The following is a 3,092-nucleotide window of genomic DNA, read 5'->3' on the forward strand; positions in this document are numbered from 1 at the left end:
CGTCTTTGTCGCTAGCTTCGTACTCCGAAACGATTGTCCTAAAGGCGCCTGCTTGGACGTTGTTTTCCATGGCGCAGTTCATCGTGCATGACTGACAGCCGACGCAGCGCGTGAGGTCGATGACCATGCCGTAGCGCGGACCTTTGGTTTTTTCAAATTTATTCGGAGCGGCCCTGAGCGCGGTCGCCGCGATAAAAACACCCGCCGCAGCAATAAAGCTACGACGCGAACCTAGCGTTGATTGCATTTTTTCTCCTTTGAATCAAAATGGTTTCGTAACTTTATCACAATTTAACTTAAATGATAATGTTAATATTTTTATTAAAAGTGTTTTTTAGATTATCCGAAATTTATTTTTTAGAAGCGTTTGGTTATAATGCTTTTCAAATTTTTATAAATTTAAGGAAAATATCTTGAAATACGCGCTTGATTGCAAAGATAGTTTTGAAAACTCGTTTATATTTTGGCTGACTCGTTACGTCAAATTTAAGCTTAGCTCGCTCTCAAACAAAGAACTTCGCGACCCAAAGGCGCTAGCAAGCGTAAATTTCGCCCTTAGCCGCGAGATAAAAAATATCGACCAGCTAGACGGCCTCGTAAAATCGGCTAGAAACGCCGGGCTAACGGGCATAAATACATACTTTAATCCGCTTAAAAAGATATTCGAAACGCTCAAATTTTACGAGCTAGAGAGCCTAAAGCAGATCGACGAGGAGCTGCTAAGCGAGGTGCTAGCTAGCGTCACGGGCGGACTAAGCGACGCGAGCAAGAAAAACTACCGCATAAGCGCGATAAATTTTTTCGCATTTTTGGATAAGCAAAACGAAGAGGATAGCAAGGCGCACGTGTTTGACATCGAGCTGAAAAACTGGGGCGGCGTGGGCGGAGCGCGCGGGCAAAAGCTGCCTGAGTTTATGAGCGAAGATGAGGTCAAGAGATTTTTGGAGGCGATCGAAAATGCGGAGTTTAAAAGCAACGCCAACCGCAACAAGCTCATCATAAAAATCATTATTTTTACGGGTATCCGCGTGAGCGAGGCACTAAATCTAAAGCGCAAAGATATAGCCGAGGACGGCGAGCTCTACGTCATAAGAATCCGCGGCAAAGGCAACAAATACCGCGTCGTCATGATAAAGCGCCGCCTCATCGAAGCCCACCTAGACGCGATCGCGATAAACTATATAAATAAAGAAGGCTATCTTTTTATCAACAAAAAAGGCACGCGCCTAACGCAGGCATACGTGAGCCGCATCGTCGAACAGATCCTCTTTAAAGCAGGCATCCGCAAGGAAAAAAACGGCGCTCACATGCTGCGCCATACCTTTGCCACGATGCTTTATAAAAAGCAAAAGGATCTAGTTTTAGTGCAAGAGGCACTCGGACACGCGAGCCTAAACACCTCGCGCATTTACACGCATTTTGATAGCGAAAAACTAAAACTCGCCGCTCAGGTGGCCGAGGAGCTAAGCGGGGAATAGCCGCTAAATTTGTGCGGTTTTGCTAAATTTGATCCGGGCGGCTAACGGCATGCGAGCTTGTTAAATTTGAAATTTAGCTAAATTTGCGAGTCAATATGCTGTTTTCAAATTTGAGTAGTCTATATATAAGATATTTGCGCGGTTAAATTTAAAGAATTTGACGAGAGAATAAAAACGGCCGCGCCTGAAACGCGACCGTAAATTTGGGTTAAATTTTAGATATAGTTATTTTTTCTTTGTCGCTACCGATTACGATCTCGTCGCCGCTTTCAAGCTCGTCGCGCAGGATCATGTCGGCTAGCGGGTCTTCCACTAGCTCGTATAGCGCGCGGCGCAAAGGTCTAGCGCCGTAAACGATGTCAAAGCCGGCACCCGCGATAAATTTCTTCGCCTCTTCGCTTAGGCTCGCCTTGATACCGCGATTTTGTAGCGTTTTTTCAAGCTCTTTAAACATTATATCTACGATTTTTATTAGCCCGTCTTCATCGAGCGGATTAAAGATTATCGTGTCGTCTAATCGGTTTAAAAACTCGGGTTTAAAGTAGTTTTTAAGCTCGTTTTTGACCGCTTGCTCGCGCTCGTCGCCCTTTAGATCCATGATGAAATTTGACGCGATGTTAGACGTGAGGATGATGATCGTGTTTTTAAAATCGACCGTCACGCCCTTATTATCAGTCGCCCGCCCGTCGTCTAGGATGCCTAAAAGCACGTTAAACACGTCCTTGTGAGCCTTTTCGATCTCGTCAAAAAGTATGACGCTATACGGACGTCTGCGCACGGCTTCGGTTAGCTGTCCGCCCTCGTCGTAACCCACGTATCCAGGAGGCGCTCCGAGCAGGCGAGAGACGCTGTGCTTTTCCATGTATTCGCTCATATCAAAGCGTATGAGTGCGCGCTCGTCGTCAAATAAAAATTTAGCCAAAGCCTTTGCCGACTGCGTTTTACCAACGCCCGTAGGCCCCAAAAACAAAAACGATCCGATCGGACGCGCGCCCTCGTTTAGGCCGGCTTTATTTCGCTTGATAGCTCTTGCTAGAGCGTGCAAAGCGGCATCCTGACCGACGACGCTTTCACGCAAATGCTCCTCGATCATCAGATATTTTTGCTTTTCGCTAGTTAGCATTTTGCTGACCGAAATTCCCGTCCATTTGCTTAGTATTTCGGCCACCAGCTCCTCATCGACCTGATTTTTTAGTAGCACGCCGCCCTTTTTCATCTCGTCCCATTTTTTTTCGAGCTCTTTTTGGCGATTGGCCGCTTCTAAAATTTTGCCGTATTCGATCTCGGCCGCGCGCTGCAAATCGCCGTTTCTGCGCGCTATCTCGGCCTCGCTTTTTAGGCTATCTATCTCTTTTTTTGCTTTTGAGATGCCGCCAAAAACCGCCTTTTCGTTTTCAAATTTACCGTCAAGAGCGTGTTTTTGCTCGTTTAGATCTGCGATTTGCTTTTCTATCTCGGCTAGACGCGCCGCATTTTTGGCCTCGTCTTCCATTTTTAGCGCCTCTTTTTCGACTTGCAGCGTTACGATCTCGCGTTTTATGCGGGCGAGTTCGTACGGCTCGCTTTCTATCTGCATTTTTAGCTCGGCTGCGGCCTCGTCGATGAGATCGATCG

Annotated in this window: 2 protein-coding genes and 1 pseudogene; 1 reads left to right on the top strand and 2 read right to left on the bottom strand. The window is 46.6% G+C overall.

Features of this window, described 5'->3' with window-relative positions:
• Positions 1-247: pseudogene (locus tag H740_RS07090) on the bottom strand (chemotaxis protein); the annotation flags it as partial.
• Positions 248-413: 166 nt separating this feature from the next.
• Here H740_RS07090 and H740_RS07095 point away from each other — a divergent pair.
• Positions 414-1,478: a tyrosine-type recombinase/integrase gene (locus tag H740_RS07095; protein WP_002952774.1), complete on the top strand. Its 1,065-nt coding sequence runs from the start codon at positions 414-416 to the stop codon at positions 1,476-1,478.
• A gap of 208 nt (positions 1,479-1,686) precedes the next feature.
• On the opposite strand, the gene H740_RS07100 is transcribed toward H740_RS07095, so the two are convergent.
• The coding region (locus H740_RS07100; protein ID WP_002952775.1) for an AAA family ATPase at positions 1,687-3,092 on the bottom strand (1,406 nt) is incomplete at its 5' end.

The sequence above is a fragment of the Campylobacter showae CC57C genome, from assembly GCF_000344295.2.
Classification (GTDB): Bacteria; Campylobacterota; Campylobacteria; order Campylobacterales; family Campylobacteraceae; genus Campylobacter_A; species Campylobacter_A showae_B.